Raw genomic sequence first — 18,144 nt, 5'->3', positions numbered from 1 at the left:
GGCGGAGCAGTTCCCGCCCGTACCCCCGCCCGGGTCAACGGCTTCGTCGCCAGTGACGGCTTCGACGACGTGCCGCAGTCCATCGGCGCGCACGCCACCGCGCCGAGTACCGGTCTGCTCGCACCGCCCGAGCACCGCTCCGGACGCCGACGTGGCCACCTACGGGTCCTGCCGGATCCTCCCGGCTAGCCGATAGGCTGGCGGCCGAAGAGTTCTACCCACCCAGGTCGTCAGGAGCACCGGAGAATGTCGTGGCCCGCCGAGGCTGTCCACCGTGTCATCAAGGCCTATGACGTCCGAGGCCTGGTCGGCGAGCAGATCAACGAGGCGCTGGTCACCGACGTCGGGGCCGCGTTCGCCCGGTTGATGCGCAGCGAAGGCGCGAGCCAGGTGGTGATCGGCCACGACATGCGCGACAGTTCACCCTCGCTGTCGGCGGCTTTCGCCGCCGGCGTCACCGGCCAGGGCCTGGACGTGGTGCGCATCGGGCTGGCCTCCACCGACCAGCTGTATTTCGCCTCGGGATTGCTGGACTGTCCCGGAGCCATGTTCACCGCCAGCCACAACCCGGCGGCGTACAACGGCATCAAACTGTGCCGGGCCGGGGCCAAGCCGGTCGGCGCCGACACCGGGCTGACCACCATCAGCGAGGACCTGATCGCCGGCGTGCCCGGGCACGACGGGCCGCGCGGTGCGGTCACCGATAAGGATGTGCTGACCGACTACGGGGTGTTCCTGCGCTCGCTGGTCAACACCGAGGGACTGCGCCCGCTGCGGGTCGCGGTGGACGCCGGCAACGGCATGGCCGGTCACACCGCGCCGGCGGTGCTCGGTGCGATCGACTCGATCACGTTGCTGCCCTTGTACTTCGAGCTCGACGGCACGTTCCCCAACCACGAGGCCAACCCGCTGGACCCGGCGAACCTGGTCGACCTGCAGAACTTCGTGCGCGAAACCGGCGCCGATATCGGGCTCGCGTTCGACGGAGACGCCGACCGCTGCTTCGTCGTCGACGAGCGCGGCCGGCCGGTCTCGCCGTCCACCGTGACCAGCCTGGTGGCGGCCCGCGAGCTGGGCCGGGAGATCGGCGCCACGGTGATCCACAATGTGATCACCTCGCGCGCCGTGCCGGAGTTGGTGGCCGAGCGCGGCGGCACGCCGCTGCGTTCGCGCGTCGGCCACTCCTACATCAAGGCGCTGATGGCCGAAAGCGGCGCGATCTTCGGCGGTGAACACTCGGCGCACTATTACTTCCGCGATTTCTGGGGCGCCGACTCCGGCATGCTGGCCGCGCTGTACGTGCTGGCCGCGCTCGGCGAGCAAGACCGGCCCTTGTCGGAACTCACCGCGGACTACCAGCGCTACGAATCCTCGGGCGAGATCAACTTCACCGTCGCCGACGCGCCCGCGTGTGTGGAGGCCGTGTTGAAGACATTCGCGAGCCGGATCCAGTCCATCGATCACTTGGACGGCGTGACGGTCGACCTGGGCGACGGCAGTTGGTTCAACCTGCGCAGCTCCAACACCGAACCGCTCTTGCGGCTGAATGTGGAGGGGCGCAGCATCGAGGATGTGGACGCCGTGGTCGCACAGGTCAGCGCCGAAATCGCCGCGCAGGCAACCGGAGCCGGACCGTGAGTGCGGTCGGGGCCGTCGATCTCGAGGATGCCGACGGCCTGATCGCCGCCGACCGCGACGGGCTGCTGCGGGCGGCGTCGATGGCCGGTGCGCAGGTGCGTTCCGTGGCGGCCGCCGTCAGTGAAGGCGAGTTGGACTCGCTGCGCGGGGAGGACCGGGTGCGCAGCGTCATCTGGGTGGCCGGGCGCGGCGCCGCCGAGACCGCGGGCGCCCTGCTTGCCGCGACGCTGGCCACCGCGGCGGCCGAGCCGATCGCGCTGGTCACCGAGGCGCCACCGTGGGTCGGCCCGCTCGATGTGCTGATCGTCGCCGGCGACGATCCCGGTGATCCCGCGCTGGTGGGCGCAGCCGCGACCGGGGTGCGCCGGGGCTCGCGGGTGGTCGTGGTGGCGCCGTTCGAGGGCCCGTTGCGGGACTCCACCGCCGGTCGGGTCGCGGTGCTGTCCCCGCGCCTGCCCGCGCCCGAGGAGTTCGGGTTGTGCCGGTATCTGGCCGCCGGCCTCGCGGTGCTGCAAACGGTCGACTCCCGGCTGAGCGTCGACCTGGCCGCGCTGGCCGACGAACTGGACGCCGAGGCGTTGCGTAACAGCGCGGGCCGGGATCTGTTCACCAACCCGGCCAAGACGCTGGCCGCCCGGATGACCGACTGCCAGGTCGCGCTGGCCGGCGACAGCGCCGCGACCCTGGCGCTGGCCCGGCACGGTAGCTCGGTGTTGCTCCGCGTCGCGCAGCAGGCCGCGGCGGCCGCCGGTCTGGGCGACGCGCTGGCCGCGCTGCGCAGCGGGCCGCGCGGGTTCGCCGATCCCGCCGACGCGCTCTTCCACGACGAGCAGATCGACGGCCCGCTGCCCCAGCGGCTGCGCGTGCTGGCACTGACGCTGGCTGCCGAGCGGACCGTGGTCGCCGCCCGGGTGGCCGGGTTCGACGACGTCTATCTGCTGGGGGCGGAGGATATGCAGGAACTGCCTTCCGCACCAACCGCGGCGTCCCGCGCCGAGCAGCAACTGGCAGTATTGGCCGTTCGGCTGGAGATGGCCGCGGTTTACCTGCGACTGGCACGGGGATAGATAAACGGTGGAACTGCTACGCGGAGCGTTACGAACGTACGCCTGGGGATCACGCACCGCCATCGCCGAATTCACCGGTCGGCCGGTGCCCGCCGCGCATCCCGAGGCCGAACTGTGGTTCGGTGCCCACCCCGGTGACCCGGCCTGGCTGGAGACACCAGAGGGCGAGACCTCGCTGCTGGCCGAGCTCACCGATGATCCCGAGGGCCAGCTGGGGCCCGCCTCGCGGGCGCGGTTCGGCGACGTGCTGCCGTTTCTGGTCAAGGTGCTGGCCGCCGACGAGCCGCTGTCGCTGCAGGCGCACCCGAGCGCCGCGCAGGCGCTCGAGGGTTTCGCACGCGAAGAGCGGCTGGGTATCCCGGTGAACTCGCCGGTGCGCAACTACCGCGATACCAGCCACAAGCCGGAGTTGCTGGTGGCGTTGCAGCCCTTCGAGGCACTCGCCGGCTTCCGTCAGGCCTCCAGGACCACCGAGTTGCTGCGGGCCCTCAACGTGTCCGATCTCGATCCCTTCATCGACCTGCTGAACGACCAGTCGGACGCCGACGGCCTGCGCGCCCTGTTCACCACCTGGATCACCGCGCCGCAGCCCGACCTCGACGTGCTGGTGCCGGCGGTGCTCGACGGCGCCATTCAGTACATCAGTTCCGGGGCAACGGAATTCGCTGCCGAGCTGAAGACGCTGCTGGAGCTGGGGGAGCGCTACCCCGGTGATGCCGGGGTGCTGGCGGCGCTGTTGCTCAACCGCATCACCCTGGCTCCGTGCGAGGCCATCTTCCTGCCGGCCGGCAACCTGCACACCTACCTGCGCGGTTTCGCGGTGGAGGTGATGGCCAACTCCGACAACGTGTTACGCGGTGGCCTCACGCCCAAGCACGTCGATGTGCCCGAGCTGCTGCGGGTGCTGGACTTCACGCCGACGGCCGAGGCGCAGCTGCGGCCGTCGATGCACCGTGACGGCCTGGAACGGATCTATGACACGCCGGCCGACGAGTTCGCGCTGGCGCTGCTGGTGCTCGACGGCGATCACCTCGGCCACGAGGTCGACGCGCCGTCGAGCCATGACGGGCCGCAGATCCTGTTGTGCGCCGAGGGCTCGCTCACCGTGCACGGCAAATCCGGGTCGCTGACGCTCGAGCGAGGCGCGGCCGCGTGGGTCGGCGCCGACGACGGCCCGATCCGGCTGTCCGCAGAGCGTCCCGCCAAGCTGTTCCGGGCTACCGTGGGCTTGTGACCAGCCCGCGCTGACGACCCTGAGCGCGCAGCTCCCTGCGCTCTTTCACCCACAGCCGCATGTTGTGCGCCATCGTCCGCCCGATCAGCTTCGCCGGCGGAATCATGTAGAGACTGTCCAGCAGCGAGAACCGACGCAAGAACCATTCCGCCAGAACGGGATCCGTCTCGGCGGCACCGAGGAACTGGTCGAACAGCCCGCCCACCGCCCGCCACCACCGTGGCTCGGGGTTGCCGGTGGCGTGGTGCAGGGCCACGTCGCCGATCGCGTTCATCATCCAGACCGGGAAGGTGGTCTTGGCGGTGAACCGGGCGAGGGTGCCCGCCAGATCCCCTTCCGGGGCCGCGAGCGCCCGGCGCAGGTTGCCGGCCTGGATGGACGTCATCGTCATGCCCTGGCCGAACGTCGGGTTGAAACTGGCCACCGCGTCCCCGAATGGGATGATGCCCGCCGGGAAGCGCTCGAGCTTGTGGTAGCGACGCCAGCGGCTCACCGGGAAGGCGTGATAGGCCGGTTCCCCCAGCGGCTCGGCATGCGCGAGTGCGGCGTTGAAATGCTCCGGGAGCAGATCCTCGGCCAGGGCCAGCATCTCGGGGAAGGTCCGCGGCGGCTTCTCGTGCGCCACCCCGAACGTGGTCAGCACCCAGGTGCCGTCCTCGTAGTACAGCATGCCCAGCCCCAGTGACTTGTCGTGCGAGGCGCCGGCGACCACCACCTTTTCCGCGATCAGCCCTTCGGGCATGCGGAATTGGTGTGTGGCGTAGTTGATTCCGATGTCGACGGTCGCCTCCGGGGCACGCTGATAGCCCCACTGGTCCAACCACACCGGCAGCCGGGTACCGCGGCCCGCGGCGTCGACCACCAGGTCGGCGGCGACAAACTCCGGCTCTTCACCCGGTACCGCCGGGTCCAGCAGCACGCCGGTCACCCGCTGCAGGGCCGGTTCGAAACGCGGCTCCGCGACCGGGCGCCGGACGATCTCCACGTTGTCGATGTCGAGCACGCGGCGCCGGATCTGCCACTCCAGGTGCGGGCGGCTGGGCACGTAGGCGGTGAACTCGTCGCGCAGGGTGTGCCCGGTGCCCAGGACGTGGCCGGCGGCGCCGAGATGAATGCAGTCCGGCCGGTTTTCGAGCATCGGCACGCCCGCCGCCACCATGTCTTCCAGCAGACCGGGAAACAGGCTCTCGAACTCGTTGGCCCCGCGCGCCATCAGCATGTGCAGATGACGGTCCTGGGGGACGGTGGCGCGGTTGGCCGGTGTGCCCGGCAGGTCGTCCCGCTCGAATACCGTCACCCGCCCATAGAAGTCGGAAAGCACCCGGGCCGCGGACAGCCCCGCGATGCTCGCTCCGATCACCACCGCATGATTCTTGTTCTCTACGCTCCCCACCATTCCCGCAGAGTACCCAGTACTGTGCGGACACAACTGCAGGTGAGGAGAAGGGGCGGGCAGATGTCCGGTCGCTGGCGCACGAAATCGGTCGAGCAATCGATCGCCGACACCGACGAGCCGACGACCCGGCTCCGCAAGGACCTGACCTGGCTTGACCTGGTGGTCTTCGGCGTCTCGGTGGTGATCGGGGCCGGCATCTTCACCGTCACCGCATCCACCACCGGCGACATCACCGGCCCGGCGATCTGGATCTCGTTTCTGATCGCGGCAGGCACCTGCGCCCTGGCGGCGTTGTGCTACGCCGAATTCGCCTCCACGCTGCCGGTGGCCGGCAGCGCCTACACCTTCTCCTATGCCACCTTCGGAGAGTTTCTGGCCTGGATCATCGGCTGGAATCTGGTGCTGGAGTTGGCAATCGGCGCCGCGGTGGTCGCCAAGGGCTGGTCCAGCTACCTCGGGACGGTGTTCGGGTTCGCCGGCGGCACCGTCGCGCTGGGGCCGATCGACTTCGACTGGGGCGCGCTGCTGATCGTCACCCTGGTGGCGATTCTGCTGGTGTTGGGCACCAAGCTGTCGTCCCGGTTCTCCGCCGTGGTCACCGCGATCAAGGTGTCGGTCGTCATCCTGGTCGTGATCGTCGGCTCCTTCTATATCAAGGCCGCCAACTTCACGCCGTTCATCCCCAAACCCGAAGCCGAACATCAGGGCAGGGGCATGGACCAGTCCGTGCTGTCGCTGCTGACCGGCGCCGGTGGCAGCCACTACGGCTGGTACGGCGTGCTGGCGGGCGCCTCGATCGTCTTCTTCGCGTTCATCGGGTTCGACATCGTGGCGACCATGGCCGAGGAGACCAAGAACCCGCAGCGCGACGTCCCACGCGGCATCCTGGCCTCACTCGGCGTCGTGACGCTGCTCTACGTGGCGGTGGCGGTCGTGCTGTCCGGAATGGTGTCCTACACCCAGCTGCGCACCGTCCCCGGGCGCGGGCAGGCGAACCTGGCCACCGCGTTCCAGGCCAACGGCATCTACTGGGCCAGCGGAATCATCTCGGTCGGAGCGCTGGCCGGCCTGACCACGGTGGTGATGGTGCTGATGCTCGGCCAGTGCCGGGTGCTCTTTGCAATGGCGCGCGACGGCCTGTTGCCCCGGAGCCTGGCCAAGACGGGCTCGCGCGGCACACCGGTGCGGATCACCGTGCTGGTCGCGGTGGTGATCGCGGCGACGGCGTCGGTGTTTCCGATCAACAAGCTCGAAGAGATGGTCAACGTCGGCACCCTGTTCGCCTTCGTCCTGGTGTCGGCCGGCGTCATCGTGCTGCGCCGGACCCGGCCGGACCTGCCTCGCGGGTTCAGCGCGCCCTGGGTGCCGGTGCTGCCGATCGCGTCGGTGTGCGCGTGCCTGTGGCTGATGCTCAACCTGACCGCGCTGACCTGGGTGCGGTTCGGCGTCTGGTTGCTGGTGGGCGTCGCGATCTACCTCGGCTACGGCCGCCGGCATTCAGTGCAGGCAAGACGCGAGAAGGGTGACGCCGACCTGGACATTTAGGTCGATTTTGGATACTTAGTTTACAAAACAACGTCTCGTGTCTAGACACAAGACGTAAACCGTTGTAATGTCCAACCTCAAGTGGTGAGACTCACACAAGGAGGTTTGGCGTATGACCACACAAATCGACGGCACTCCGGAGGTGCCGGTGTACGAATGGCGCGACAAGAAGCGCTATCTGTGGCTGATGGGATTGATCGCCCCGACGGCGCTGTTCGTGATGCTGCCGGTGATCTGGGGGCTGAACCAGCTCGGCTGGCACTCCGCGGCGCAGCTGCCGCTGTGGATCGGGCCGTTCCTGGTCTACATCCTGTTGCCGCTGCTGGACCTGCGGTTCGGTCCGGACGGGCAGAACCCCCCGGACGAGGTCATGGAGCGGCTGGAAAACGACAAGTACTACCGCTACTGCACCTACATCTACATCCCGTTCCAGTACGCCAGCGTGGTCCTGGGCGCCTACCTGTTCACCGCGTCGAACCTGCACTGGCTGGGTTATGAGGGCGGGCTGGGCTGGCTGGGCAAGATCGGCGTGGCGCTCTCGGTCGGCGTGCTCGGCGGCGTCGGCATCAACACCGCGCACGAGATGGGCCACAAGAAGGACTCGCTGGAGCGCTGGCTGTCCAAGATCACCCTGGCACAGACGGCGTACGGCCACTTCTACATCGAGCACAACCGCGGCCACCACGTCCGCGTTTCCACCCCGGAGGACCCCGCCTCGGCCCGCTTCGGTGAGACGTTCTGGGAATTCCTGCCCCGCAGCGTCATCGGCAGCGCCCGCTCCTCGGTTCACCTGGAGGCGCAGCGCATCCGCCGGCTCGGCAAGAGCCCCTGGGACCCGCGTACCTACCTGGGCAACGACGTGCTGAACGCCTGGGCGATGACCGTGGTGCTGTTCGGCGCGCTGATCGCGGCCTTCGGGGTGAGCGTGATCCCGTTCCTGGTCATCCAGGCGATCTTCGGCTTCAGCCTGCTGGAAGCCGTCAACTACCTCGAGCACTACGGACTGTTGCGGCAGAAGAACGCCAACGGCCGGTACGAGCGCTGCGCCCCGGTGCACAGCTGGAACTCCGACCACATCGTCACCAACCTGTTCCTGTACCACCTGCAGCGGCACAGCGACCACCACGCCAACCCCACGCGCCGCTACCAGACGCTGCGCAGCATGGAGGGTGCGCCCAACCTGCCCAGCGGGTACGCGTCGATGATCTCGCTGACCTACTTCCCGCCGCTGTGGCGCAAGGTGATGGACCACCGGGTGCTGGACCACTACGACGGCGACATCACCAAGGTGAACGTGCAGCCCCGGCTGCGGAAGAAGCTGCTCGCCAAGTACGGAGTGGCAGCATGAGCGCGGCCTACAAGTGCCCCGTCTGCGACTACCGCTATGACGAGGCCAAAGGCGATGCCCGCGAAGGTTTTCCGGCCGGCACCGGCTGGGACCAGGTCCCCGATGACTGGACTTGTCCGGACTGCGCCGTCCGCGAGAAGCCCGATTTCGAACTAGTCCAGGAAGGATGAGATGACATGAGTGACTACAAGCTCTACCAGTGCGTGCAGTGCGGTTTCGAGTACGACGAGGAGCTGGGCTGGCCGGAAGACGGCATCGCACCCGGCACCCGGTGGGACGACATCCCCGAGGACTGGAGCTGCCCGGACTGCGGTGCCGCGAAGTCGGACTTCGTGATGGTGGAGGTCGCCCGGTCATGATCGGCACCAACTTCGCTGCGAAAACGGATATGGTCGCGCCTGTGAAGCGGATTCCCTACGCCGAAGCGTCCCGCGCGTTATTGCGGGATTCGGTGCTCGACGCGATGCGGGATCTGCTGCTCACCCGCGACTGGTCCGCCATCACACTGTCCGACGTGGCCCGGGCCGCCGGCATCAGCCGGCAGACCATCTACAACGAGTTCGGGTCCCGGCAGGGCCTGGCGCAGGGTTACGCCCTGCGCCTGGCCGACCGGCTGGTCGACACCGTCAAGGGCGCGCTGGACGCCAACATCGGCAACATCTACGAGTCGTTTTTGCAGGGCTTCCGAGCCTTCTTCGCCGAGTCGGCGGCCGACCCGTTGGTGATCTCGCTGTTGACCGGCGTCGCCAAGCCGGATCTGCTGCAGCTGATCACCACCGACAGCGCGCCCATCATCAGCCGGGCGTCAGAGCGGCTGGCCACCGCGTTCACCCAGACGTGGCTGGCCACCAGCGACGACGACGCCGGTGTGCTGTCGCGGGCGATCGTCCGGCTGTGCTTGAGCTACGTGTCGATGCCGCCCGAGGCCGACCACGACGTCGCGGCGGATCTGGCCAGGATGATGACCCCGTTCGCGGAGCGTCACGGCGTCATCAACGTGCCCTGACCAGGACGGCTATTGGCCGGAGGCTAGAGTGAGTCCAGAGAGTTACTGGGCCGACGCGCCTACTCAGACTCAAAGAAGCCCCCAAAGAAGGATGTAAACCCCTATGACGACGCTCGAAAATTCGCTCACCCCCGACGTTCTGAACGGCATCGACTTCAAAGTTGCCGATCTGTCGCTGGCGGATTTCGGCCGCAAAGAGCTCCGGATCGCCGAGCACGAGATGCCCGGCCTGATGTCACTGCGCCGCGAGTACGCCGAGGTGCAGCCGCTGAAGGGAGCCCGGATCTCGGGTTCGCTTCACATGACCGTCCAGACCGCGGTGCTGATCGAGACCCTGACCGCGCTGGGTGCCGAAGTTCGGTGGGCGTCGTGCAACATCTTCTCGACCCAAGACCATGCGGCGGCCGCCGTCGTTGTCGGCCCGCATGGCACACCCGAAGAGCCCAAGGGTGTCCCGGTGTTCGCCTGGAAAGGCGAGACGCTCGAGGAGTACTGGTGGGCCGCCGAGCAGATGCTCACCTGGCCGGACGAGGACAAGCCGGCCAACATGATTCTTGACGACGGTGGCGACGCCACCATGATGGTGCTGCGCGGCATGCAGTACGAGAAGGCCGGCGTCGTGCCGCCCGCCGAGGAAGACGACTCGGCCGAATGGAAGATCTTCCTGAGCGTGCTGCGCAACCGCTTCGAGACCGACAAGGGCAAGTGGACCAAGATCGCCGAGTCGGTCAAGGGCGTCACCGAGGAGACCACCACCGGTGTGCTGCGCCTGTACCAGTTCGCCGCGGCCGGTGACCTCGCCTTCCCCGCGATCAACGTCAACGACTCCGTCACCAAGTCGAAGTTCGACAACAAGTACGGCACCCGCCACTCGCTGATCGACGGCATCAACCGCGGCACCGACGCCCTGATCGGCGGCAAGAAGGTGCTGATCTGTGGCTACGGCGACGTCGGCAAGGGCTGTGCCGAGGCCATGAAGGGCCAGGGCGCCCGGGTCCAGGTCACCGAGATCGACCCGATCAACGCGCTGCAGGCGATGATGGAGGGCTTCGACGTCGTGACCGTCGAGGACGCCATCGCCGACGCGGACATCGTGGTGACGTCGACCGGCAACAAAGACATCATCATGCTCGACCACATCAAGGCGATGAAGGACCACTCGATCCTGGGCAACATCGGCCACTTCGACAATGAGATCGACATGGCCGGCCTGGAGCGCTCCGGCGCCACCAAGACCAACATCAAGCCGCAGGTCGACCTGTGGACCTTCAAGGAGACCGGCCGCTCGGTCATCGTGCTGTCCGAGGGCCGGCTGCTCAACCTGGGCAACGCCACCGGCCACCCGTCGTTCGTGATGAGCAACAGCTTCGCCAACCAGACGATCGCCCAGATCGAGCTGTGGACCAAGAACGACGAGTACGACAACGAGGTGTACCGCCTGCCCAAGCACCTCGACGAGAAGGTGGCCCGCATCCACGTCGAGGCGCTCGGCGGAACGCTGACCAAGCTGACCAAGGACCAGGCCGAATACCTGGGCGTCGACGTCGAGGGCCCGTACAAGCCCGACCACTACCGCTACTGAGCCGCGGTGGCCCCGCGAACGTGAAGCCGGCTTCACGTTCGACGCCCACTGTGAAGCCAGCTTCACGGTGGGCGGGGGATAGGCTCGCGCCGTGCTGATCGCGATCGAAGGCGTCGACGGCTCCGGCAAGCGCACGCTGACCGACGGCCTGCGCGCGCACCTGCACCGCGCGGGCAAGTCGGTGGCGACGCTGGCGTTTCCGCGCTACGGGCAGTCCATCACCGCTGACCTCGCGGCCGAGGCGCTGCACGGTCAGCACGGTGATCTCTCGCAATCGGTGTACGGGATGGCGACATTGTTCGCGCTCGACCGGGCCGGGGCCGTCGCGGAGATTCAACGGCTGGGGCGCGAGCACGACGTGGTGATCCTGGACCGCTACGTCGCCTCCAACGCCGCCTACAGCGCGGCCCGGTTGCATCAGGACGCTACCGGGGACGCGGTGGCGTGGGTGCACGCGCTGGAATACGAGCGGCTTGCGCTACCGGTGCCGGACTGCCAGATCCTGCTCGCGGTGCCGGCCGAACTGGCCGGGCAGCGGGCCCGCGACCGCGCCGAGAGCGACCCGGGCCGGGCGCGCGACAGCTACGAACGCGACGACGGACTGCAACGCCGGACCGGCGAGGTGTACGCCGGACTGGCTGCCGCGGGGTGGTCCGGGCGATGGCGCGTGGTGGACGCGGACGTCGATCCGGCCGCTCTGGCGGCCGAGTTGACGGCTGTTTAGCACAAAATCGGCGCTATTTGCCCTTATCAATCAAGAAACACCCGTGTGGTAGCCGAGTTTTGTCCGGATCTGGTGACACCATGGACTCCATGAGGCAAAGGATTCTCGTCGTCGACGACGACGCTTCGCTGGCCGAGATGCTCACCATCGTGTTGCGTGGGGAGGGTTTCGACACCGCGGTCATCGGCGATGGCACTCAGGCCCTGACCGCCGTGCGCGAGTTGCGTCCGGATCTGGTGCTGTTGGACTTGATGCTGCCGGGCATGAACGGCATCGACGTCTGCCGGGTGCTGCGCGCCGATTCCGGCGTGCCGATCGTCATGCTGACCGCCAAGACCGACACCGTGGACGTGGTGCTCGGCCTGGAGTCCGGCGCCGACGACTACATCATGAAGCCGTTCAAGCCCAAGGAGCTGGTGGCGCGGGTGCGGGCGCGGTTGCGGCGCAACGACGACGAGCCCGCCGAGATGCTGTCGATCGCCGACGTCGACATCGACGTGCCGGCGCACAAGGTCACCCGCAACGGCGAGCAGATCTCCCTCACGCCGCTGGAATTCGACCTGTTGGTCGCGTTGGCGCGTAAACCCCGCCAGGTGTTTACTCGTGATGTGCTGCTCGAACAGGTCTGGGGATACCGGCACCCGGCGGACACCCGCCTGGTGAACGTGCACGTCCAGCGCCTGCGCGCCAAGGTCGAAAAGGATCCCGAGAACCCGACCGTGGTTCTGACCGTTCGAGGAGTGGGTTACAAGGCCGGCCCCCCGTGATCCGGCGGCCGGGAGAGTGCGGTGTAGGTGATCTGGCGCTCTCCACGACGTAGTCGAGGTCGCTGGGGCCGTTCAGGGCCTCTGCCGCGCGGCTTGAGTGCTGTGAGCCGTGCCGTCGCTGTGGTTTGGCGGCGTTCCCTGCAACTGCGTGTCGTTGCGCTGACCCTGGGGTTGTCGCTGGCGGTGATTCTGGCGCTGGGTTTCGTGCTGACCAGCCAGGTCACCAACCGCGTGCTCGACGTCAAGGTCAAGGCCGCCACCGATCAGATCGAGCGGGCGCGCAACACCGTCAGCGGAATCGTCAACGGTGAGGAAACCCGCTCACTGGACAGCAGCCTGCAGTTGGCCCGCAACACGCTGACCTCGAAAACCGACCCCGCCTCCGGCGCCGGCCTGGCCGGTGCCTTCGACGCGGTGCTCATGGTGCCGGGGGACGGCCCGCGCGCCGCTTCGACGGCGGGACCCGTCGACCAGGTGCCCAACGCGTTGCGGGGTTTCGTCAAAGCAGGTCAGGCCGCTTACCAGTACGCGACGGTGCACACCGACGGGTTCTCCGGGCCGGCGCTGATCGTCGGGACACCGACGTCGTCGCGGGTGGCGAACCTCGAGCTGTACCTGATCTTCCCGCTGGCCAACGAGCAGGCCACCATCACGCTGGTGCGTAGCACGATGGCCACCGGGGGGCTGGTGCTGCTGCTCTTGCTCGCGGGCATTGCCCTGCTGGTATCGCGCCAGGTGGTGGTGCCGGTGCGGTCCGCCTCACGGATCGCCGAACGGTTCGCCGAGGGGCACCTGTCCGAGCGCATGCCGGTCCGCGGTGAGGACGACATGGCGCGGCTGGCGGTCTCGTTCAACGACATGGCCGAGAGCCTGTCCCGCCAGATCACCCAGCTCGAAGAGTTCGGCAACCTGCAACGCCGGTTCACCTCCGACGTCAGCCACGAACTGCGCACCCCGCTGACCACGGTGCGGATGGCCGCCGACCTGATCTACGACCACAGCGCCGACCTGGATCCCGCCCTGCGCCGCTCCACCGAATTGATGGTCAACGAGCTGGACCGCTTCGAGACACTGCTCAACGACCTGCTGGAGATCTCCCGGCACGACGCCGGGGTGGCCGAGTTGTCCGTGGAGGCGGTCGACCTGCGCACCACCGTCAACAAGGCCCTGACCAACGTCGGCCACCTGGCCGAGGAGGCCGGCATCGAGCTGCTGGTGGACATGCCGACCGAGGAAGTGATCGCGGAGGTCGACGCCCGCCGGGTGGAACGCATTCTGCGCAACCTGATCGCCAACGCCATCGACCATGCCGAGCACAAGCCGGTGCGGATCCGGATGGCGGCCGACGTGGACACGGTGGCAGTCACCGTCCGCGACTACGGCGTCGGCCTGCGGCCCGGCGAGGAGAAGCTGGTGTTCAGCCGGTTCTGGCGCTCCGACCCGTCCCGGGTGCGGCGCTCCGGCGGTACCGGGCTGGGCCTGGCGATCAGCATCGAGGATGCCCGGCTGCACCAGGGCCGCCTGGAAGCCTGGGGCGAGCCCGGCCAGGGTGCCTGCTTCCGGCTGACGCTGCCGCTGGTGCGGGGGCACAAGGTGACCACCAGCCCGCTGCCCATGAAGCCGATCCCGGCGCCTGCGCCGGCAGCCAACCCGGCTGCCGTCGCCGATCAGCGCACCCGGGAGCACGCCGGATGAGACGCGCGATGGGTGCCCTGCTCATGGCGGTGAGCGTGCTGTCCGGCTGTGCGAGCGTGCCCAGTTCGTCGGCGCCGCAGGCCATCGGCACGGTCGAGCGGCCGGCGCCGTCGAACCTGCCCAAACCCACCCCGGGCATGGATCCCGACGTGCTGTTGCGCGAATTCCTCAAGGCCACCGCCGACCCGGCGAACCGGCACCTGGCGGCCAGGCAGTTCCTCACCCAGTCGGCCTCCAACTCCTGGGACGACGCCGGTAGCGCGCTGCTGATCGACCATGTGGTGTTCGTCGAAACCCGTGGTGCCGAACGTGTTTCGGCGACGATGCGGGCCGACATCCTGGGCTCGCTGTCCGACATCGGAGTCTTCGAGACCGCCGAGGGCCAGTTGCCCGACCCGGGGCAGATCGAGTTGGTCAAGACCTCCGGCGGGTGGCGTATCGACCGGCTGCCCAACGGCGTGTTCCTGGACTGGCAGCAGTTCCAGTCGACCTACAAGCGGAACACGTTGTACTTCGCCGACCCCACCGGCAAGACCGTGGTGCCCGATCCGCGCTACGTCGCGGTGTCCGACCACGACCAGCTGGCCACCGAGCTCATCTCGAAGCTGCTGGCCGGCCCCCGCCCCGAGATGGCGCATACGGTGCGCAACCTGCTGGCTCCACCACTGCGGTTGCGTGGGCCGGTCACCCGGGCCGACGGTGGCAAGAGCGGAGTGGGCAAGGGCTACGGCGGCGCCCGCGTCGAGCTGGAGAAGCTGTCCACCACCGATCCGCACAGCAGGGCTCTGCTTGCCGCGCAGATCATCTGGACGCTGGCGCGGGCCGACATCCGCGGGCCCTACGTCATCAACGCCGACGGCGCCCCGCTGGACGACCGGTTCGCCCAGGGCTGGAACACCTCCGACGTCGCCGCCACCGACCCGGGCGTGGCCGACGGTGCCGGCGCCGGCCTGCATGCGCTGGTGGGCGGATCGCTGGTGGAACTGGACGGCCAGCACGTCACCACGGTGCCGGGGGCCTTCGGTCACATGGGGGACCAGACCGGCGCCGCACTGTCGCGCAGTGGGCGGCAGGTGGCGTCGGTGGTGACGCTGCGCCGCGGAGCGCCGGACATGGCGGCGTCGTTATGGATCGGGGACCTCGGCGGCGAAGCGGTCCAGTCCGCCGACGGGCACAACCTGTCGCGCCCCAGTTGGTCGCTGGACGATGCGGTCTGGGTGGTCGTCGACGCCAACAACGTGCTGCGGGCGATCCAGGAACCAGCCACCGGACAGCCCGCCCGCATTCCCGTGGACTCCACCGCGGTGTCCAGTCGCTTCCCCGGGCCCATCACCGATCTGCAGTTGTCCCGGGACGGGACGCGCGCGGCAATGGTGATCGGCGGACAGGTGATCCTGGCCGGTGTCGAGCAGACGCAGGCCGGCCAGTTCGCCCTGACCTACCCGCGGCGGCTGGGCTTCGGCCTGGGAACGTCGGTGGTGTCGCTGTATTGGCGCACGGGTGACGACATCGTGGTGACCCGCAACGACGCCACCCACCCGGTGTCCTACGTCAACCTGGACGGCGTCAACTCGGATGCGCCCGCGCGCGGGCTGCAAATCCCGCTGTTCGCGATCGCGGCAAGTCCGTCCACCGTGTATGTCGCCGGTCCGCAGGGCGTGTTGATGTACTCCGCGTCTGCCGCCGAGAATCAACAGGGCTGGTCGGAGGTACCCGGTCTGATGATCGGCGGGGCCGCGCCGGTCCTGCCGGGATAACCGCGCCGGCACCGGCTAATCTGCTGGTGAGGAGGCGCTTGCCGATGTCGCCCAAGGTTCCTTTCCTGCGTTGGGACGACCCGTTCCGCGCCTTGGAGATGCTGACTTCCCTCTGGTCGTCGACCGGGATACCGTCGGTCGGCGCCCACGCGGTGGCGATGCCCTACCGGACCCTGTTCGCGACGTTGCAGCAGCTACTGGTCGGCAAGGAAGTCACCGTCCGCATCGGCGATCAGGACGTGACGCTGACCGTCGTCGAGCTGGAATCGGAGCTGGATCCCCAGGGGTTGCCGGTCGGTCAGCTCGGCGAGGTGCGGGTGGCGGCTCGCGACATCTGCTGGGCCGACAACCGTCTGCAGAGTGCGGTCGCCGTGATGCGCAACGTGCACATCCGTCCCGGGGTGCCGCCGCTGGTCATTGCGGCTCCGACGGAGTTGACCACCGAGCTGCCGAAGGACGTCTTCGACCATGTGCTGGAGCAGGCGGCGCCCCATCTGCGCAGCGAGTCGGGGGAGGACGGGACCGCGCTGTTGAGCTGGGCACGCCGTCCGGGCCTGGGTGGGCTCGAGGTGGACGCGGACGTGGTCGGATCGACGCTGTGGTTGCGCCCGCGCGCGGTGGTGGCCGGGCAGCGGCGGTGGAAGTTGCCGTTGCGCGCACCCGCGTACCAGGTGCCGTTGCCGGAGTTGCCGCACGGCCTGATGATCACCGGCGTCGAGCTGACGCCGGAATCCCTGCACCTGTCCGGACTGCTGCCCGAATGGCGGATGGAACTGCCGCTGCGGGCGCTCGAAGACCTGATCACGCGGCTGAGTCAGGGGGCCCTGAGCTTCAGCTGGCCGTCACTGTGGTGGGGCTCCGACTCCGGCGAGTGAATTACATTAATGTAAATTACACCGCTGTAATTTACGCCTCGAATTTGCTGGCCGGCCATTAATCGGTCGAATTTTGCGGTGCGCCGATTCGCCGTGTTCAGGTCACGAATTGGTCGCGTAGCACAGCTTCGGCGCCCAAAACCCTTCGCTGCGTAACTATTTGGGTAAGACACCGTCACGGCGCGGCTGGGGCTTGGCATCGGTTCGGCAACCATCGACTTAGGGCTCTAGGCAAGAATTCGGCGCGCCGATACGGTTCCCCATTGTCATTAATTGCGGGGGCAATTGGGGAGATTGAACGGAGTTGGCGTTGCGGATAATCGATCGATTCTGCGTAGCGGTTGCCGCCGGCGCGGGGTTGTGCGGAGCTGCGCTGGCATTGAGTCCGGGCGCGGTGGCCACTCCGCTGCGGACCGGTGGTGGGAACTGCATTGAGCAACAGATGGGCTTCGCTGCGGGGCCGGTAGCAGCGGCGCCCGTGGTGCTGCCAGGTCCGGTGCCGATCGCGCCGGCGGTGCCGGTTGTGCCGCCGGTGCCGGTTGTGCCGCCCGTGCCCGTCGTACCTCCGGTGGCGCCGGTGGTCCCGGTCGCGGGCGCGGGAGCCGGCGCGGCCGAGGCGGCGCCGGCGGCTGCGCCGATCGCGACGCAGGCGGGGACGGGCAAGGGTGCGCCGATGACTCCCTCGAGTGGCAAGGCCGCAGACCCGGTCGTGCTGCCCGGGCCGCAGGCTCCGGCGCCGCAGGCCGTTGCCGCCGAGGTGCCCTCGGCGCCGATTCCAGCCGTCTTGGCCGGCACGACGACGGCGCTTCCGGCGTGTGGGGCGGTGGGCGTACCGGCGCAGTAGTTACGGAATCCCGGTGGCGCCGAGAGTGAAGGCGGTGCACAGGATGACGAACTGGCCAAAGCAGCACAACAGCGGCACGGCGAAGTGCAGTCGTTGGCGTTTCCACAAGTGGGCGTAGGTCCCCATAACGATCTCGAGGATGATCAGGACGGCGGTTCCCACCCCACTGATCAGCACCGCCTCCCGGAGATGGGCTCCTCGATCGCAGTGCACATGGTGAATGCGGCACTGGTCGTGTGGATCGGCGGTCACGAGCAGGGCCAGATTCAGCAGCACGGTGAAAAGCACCAGCACGGCATGCAGCGCGACGAGCCCGACCGCCCCGCCGTTTCCCCGTCCCGTTCGGAAGGCTGGATTCTGGGCTGTCATCGCCCGATTGTCGGTTACTTTCCGGCTTCCCGCAGAGCTCGTCGGAACTTCGGCGCCGGCCACAGCTATCCGGCTGCAACCCTGCAGAGTGTGTCACCGATGCCCTGAGATGACACTGAGCCCTGTCAGAGGTAGTAGCTATACTCGAACACATGTTCGATAGATTGCCGTGCCTTCCGTGTGGGTTGGCGGATTACGACGGCTACCTGGCGGAGGTGGTGGCTCATCGTCGGGCGCTGTTGGAACAGACCGAGGAGTCGGTGGGGTGGGTGGCGCGTATTGGTGGGGCGGCGCGGG

17 protein-coding genes and 1 pseudogene are annotated in these 18,144 nt (G+C 68.1%); 16 read left to right on the top strand and 2 right to left on the bottom strand.

Going from position 1 to position 18,144, the window contains the following annotated elements; genetic code table 11:
- The 4 genes and pseudogenes from AO501_RS38705 to manA all read left to right on the top strand — a co-directional run.
- Positions 1 to 189, top strand: a pseudogene (locus AO501_RS38705) (hypothetical protein); the annotation flags it as partial.
- 57 nt (positions 190 to 246) lie between these two features.
- Positions 247 to 1,638 carry a phosphomannomutase/phosphoglucomutase gene (locus tag AO501_RS04135; protein WP_055576527.1) on the top strand — a complete coding sequence of 464 codons (1,392 nt, stop codon included), beginning with the start codon at positions 247 to 249 and terminating at the stop codon, positions 1,636 to 1,638.
- A complete protein-coding gene (locus tag AO501_RS04130) occupies positions 1,635 to 2,705 on the top strand; it encodes a hypothetical protein (RefSeq protein WP_055576526.1) in 1,071 nt (356 codons plus the stop codon). The genes AO501_RS04135 and AO501_RS04130 overlap by 4 nt, the downstream gene beginning before the upstream one ends.
- A gap of 7 nt (positions 2,706 to 2,712) precedes the next feature.
- Entirely contained in the window at positions 2,713 to 3,939 is a 1,227-nt protein-coding gene (gene manA / locus AO501_RS04125; RefSeq protein ID WP_055576525.1) for a mannose-6-phosphate isomerase, class I, read from the top strand.
- Here the strand turns inward: manA and AO501_RS04120 are convergent.
- Positions 3,923 to 5,302: an FAD-dependent oxidoreductase gene (locus tag AO501_RS04120; protein ID WP_156452297.1), complete on the bottom strand. Its 1,380-nt coding sequence runs from the start codon at positions 5,300 to 5,302 to the stop codon at positions 3,923 to 3,925. The genes manA and AO501_RS04120 overlap by 17 nt on opposite strands.
- A 93-nt stretch (positions 5,303 to 5,395) precedes the next feature.
- Between AO501_RS04120 and AO501_RS04115 the strand changes: the two genes are divergently transcribed.
- The 12 genes from AO501_RS04115 to AO501_RS04060 all read left to right on the top strand — a co-directional run bounded on the left by AO501_RS04115 (position 5,396) and on the right by AO501_RS04060 (position 17,478).
- Positions 5,396 to 6,880: an amino acid permease gene (locus tag AO501_RS04115; RefSeq protein ID WP_055576523.1), complete on the top strand. Its 1,485-nt coding sequence runs from the start codon at positions 5,396 to 5,398 to the stop codon at positions 6,878 to 6,880.
- A 112-nt stretch (positions 6,881 to 6,992) separates the two neighbouring features.
- On the top strand, positions 6,993 to 8,228 hold the full coding sequence (locus AO501_RS04110) for an alkane 1-monooxygenase (RefSeq protein WP_055576522.1): 1,236 nt from the start codon (positions 6,993 to 6,995) through the stop codon (positions 8,226 to 8,228).
- The gene (locus AO501_RS04105; RefSeq protein WP_055576521.1) at positions 8,225 to 8,398 is read left to right on the top strand and encodes a rubredoxin; all 174 of its coding nucleotides are present in this window, start codon (positions 8,225 to 8,227) and stop codon (positions 8,396 to 8,398) included. The genes AO501_RS04110 and AO501_RS04105 overlap by 4 nt, the downstream gene beginning before the upstream one ends.
- A gap of 6 nt (positions 8,399 to 8,404) precedes the next feature.
- Positions 8,405 to 8,587 (top strand): rubredoxin, encoded by a 183-nt coding sequence (locus AO501_RS04100; RefSeq protein ID WP_055576520.1) that lies wholly within the window; start codon positions 8,405 to 8,407, stop codon positions 8,585 to 8,587.
- A gap of 29 nt (positions 8,588 to 8,616) precedes the next feature.
- Positions 8,617 to 9,234, top strand: coding sequence for a TetR family transcriptional regulator (locus tag AO501_RS04095; RefSeq protein ID WP_197419760.1), 618 nt, complete (start codon positions 8,617 to 8,619; stop codon positions 9,232 to 9,234).
- A 103-nt stretch (positions 9,235 to 9,337) separates the two neighbouring features.
- On the top strand, positions 9,338 to 10,816 hold the full coding sequence (gene ahcY, locus AO501_RS04090) for an adenosylhomocysteinase (protein ID WP_055576518.1): 1,479 nt from the start codon (positions 9,338 to 9,340) through the stop codon (positions 10,814 to 10,816).
- A gap of 91 nt (positions 10,817 to 10,907) precedes the next feature.
- Positions 10,908 to 11,540, top strand: coding sequence for a dTMP kinase (locus AO501_RS04085; protein WP_055576517.1), 633 nt, complete (start codon positions 10,908 to 10,910; stop codon positions 11,538 to 11,540).
- An 80-nt stretch (positions 11,541 to 11,620) separates the two neighbouring features.
- Positions 11,621 to 12,307 carry a two-component system response regulator MtrA gene (mtrA, locus tag AO501_RS04080; RefSeq protein ID WP_055576516.1) on the top strand — a complete coding sequence of 229 codons (687 nt, stop codon included), beginning with the start codon at positions 11,621 to 11,623 and terminating at the stop codon, positions 12,305 to 12,307.
- A 27-nt stretch (positions 12,308 to 12,334) separates the two neighbouring features.
- On the top strand, positions 12,335 to 14,002 hold the full coding sequence (gene mtrB / locus AO501_RS04075) for an MtrAB system histidine kinase MtrB (protein ID WP_055576515.1): 1,668 nt from the start codon (positions 12,335 to 12,337) through the stop codon (positions 14,000 to 14,002).
- A gap of 8 nt (positions 14,003 to 14,010) precedes the next feature.
- The gene (lpqB, locus tag AO501_RS04070) at positions 14,011 to 15,759 is read left to right on the top strand and encodes an MtrAB system accessory lipoprotein LpqB (RefSeq protein WP_371934970.1); all 1,749 of its coding nucleotides are present in this window, start codon (positions 14,011 to 14,013) and stop codon (positions 15,757 to 15,759) included.
- Between the two features lie 44 nt (positions 15,760 to 15,803).
- Positions 15,804 to 16,634 (top strand): LmeA family phospholipid-binding protein, encoded by an 831-nt coding sequence (locus AO501_RS04065; protein ID WP_055576513.1) that lies wholly within the window; start codon positions 15,804 to 15,806, stop codon positions 16,632 to 16,634.
- Between the two features lie 310 nt (positions 16,635 to 16,944).
- A complete protein-coding gene (locus AO501_RS04060; protein ID WP_156452296.1) occupies positions 16,945 to 17,478 on the top strand; it encodes a hypothetical protein in 534 nt (177 codons plus the stop codon).
- On the opposite strand, the gene AO501_RS04055 is transcribed toward AO501_RS04060, so the two are convergent.
- Complete coding sequence (locus AO501_RS04055) at positions 17,479 to 17,847, bottom strand: hypothetical protein (protein WP_055576511.1); 369 nt, start codon at positions 17,845 to 17,847, stop codon at positions 17,479 to 17,481. It lies immediately after the preceding gene.
- Positions 17,848 to 18,144 lie beyond the last annotated feature (297 nt).

The sequence above is a fragment of the Mycobacterium gordonae genome, from assembly GCF_001417955.2.
GTDB lineage: Bacteria > Actinomycetota > Actinomycetes > Mycobacteriales > Mycobacteriaceae > Mycobacterium > Mycobacterium gordonae_B.
Note: the sequence above shows the minus strand (reverse complement) of the source record. Positions and strands in the feature narration are given on the sequence as shown.